General features: G+C 67.7%; 2 protein-coding genes. Both read left to right on the plus strand.

Features of this window, described 5'->3' with window-relative positions; all coding sequences use genetic code 11:
• Window positions 1-435, plus strand: a 435-nt coding sequence (locus EFAMC1_RS04590) for an ATP-binding cassette domain-containing protein (RefSeq protein WP_154053140.1), incomplete at its 5' end; no start/stop codon positions are given.
• 3 nt (window positions 436-438) lie between these two features.
• A complete protein-coding gene (locus tag EFAMC1_RS04595) occupies window positions 439-1,116 on the plus strand; it encodes a methionine ABC transporter permease (RefSeq protein WP_154053141.1) in 678 nt (225 codons plus the stop codon).
• The last annotated feature ends 85 nt before the right edge of the window (window positions 1,117-1,201 follow it).

Genomic DNA, 1,201 nt, shown 5'->3' on the forward strand with positions numbered 1-1,201 from the left:
TCGGGCGGCCAGCAGCAGCGCGTCGCCATCGCCCGCGCGCTCATGACGAGCCCCAAGACGCTGCTGTGCGACGAGGCCACGAGCGCGCTCGACACGCTCACCACGAGCTCGGTGCTCGACCTGCTTGCCCGCATCAACCGCGAGCTGGGCGTCACCATCGTGCTCATCACGCACTCGCTGGCCGTAGCGCGGCGCATCTGCGGCCGCATCGCCGTCATGGAGCACGGTCACGTGGAGGAGCAGGGCACTGTCGCCGAGGTCTTTGGCAACCCCAAGGCCGAGGTCACGCGCGCGCTGCTCAGCTTCGAGGGCGAGGGTGCCGAGAAGGCCGGCGCGCCTGCCGCCAACACTGCGCCCGCCGCTAACGATGAGCCCGTCGCTACCACGCCTGTCACCACGCCTGTCACCGCCGAGCCCGCCAAGGAGGTGCGCTAGCCGATGGACCTCTCCGCCTTCCTCGCAAAGTACGGCGAGCTTCTCGCCCAGGGTACGGTCGACACCATCGTCATGACGCTGGCCTCCACGCTGGGCGCCTACGTGATCGGCATCATCCTGGGCACGCTGCTCACGGTGCTGTCGCCCACGGGCCTGCGCCCCAACCGCGTTGCCTACGCCATCATCGGGTGGTTCGTGAACATGGCCCGCTCGCTGCCGTTCATCATCCTGCTCGTGTTCCTCATCCCCACCACGCGCGCCGTCGTGGGCACCACGCTCGGCGTTCCCGCCGCGGTGTTCCCGCTCATCGTGAGCGCCGGCCCGTACGTGGCGCGCATGGTCGAGTCGTCCGAGGCCGAGGTCGACCGTGGCCTCATCGAGGCGGCCGAGTCGATGGGCGCGTCTACCTGGGAGATCATCCTCAAGGTGTATCTGCGCGAGGGGCTGCCCAGCCTGCTGCGCGGCCTACCCATCGTCATCATCACCATCCTGGGCTACACCGCCATGGCCGGCACCGTGGGCGCCGGTGGCCTGGGCGACATCGCGATTCGCTACGGCTACCAGCGCTACCAGGACGACGTGATGTTTGCCACGATCATCATCCTCATCGTGCTGGTGCAGGTCATCCAGTCGCTGTGCAACCTGCTTGTTCGCGTATGCGACAAGCGAATGCGCTCCTAGCGGCGGTGTTTCTGGCGACTGCGCGGCACAGGATTGCCCCCCTCGCCGCCCGTTCCGTCACGTTTCCTTCCGGATGATTTGTCAC

The organism is Olsenella uli, assembly GCF_901212675.1.
GTDB classification, from domain to species: domain Bacteria; phylum Actinomycetota; class Coriobacteriia; order Coriobacteriales; family Atopobiaceae; genus Parolsenella; species Parolsenella uli_B.

Coding starts and splice junctions, on each gene's coding strand:
- EFAMC1_RS04595 (WP_154053141.1), top strand. CDS start 439: ATGGACCTCTCCGCCTTCCTCGCAAAGTACGGCGAGCTTCTCGCCCAG.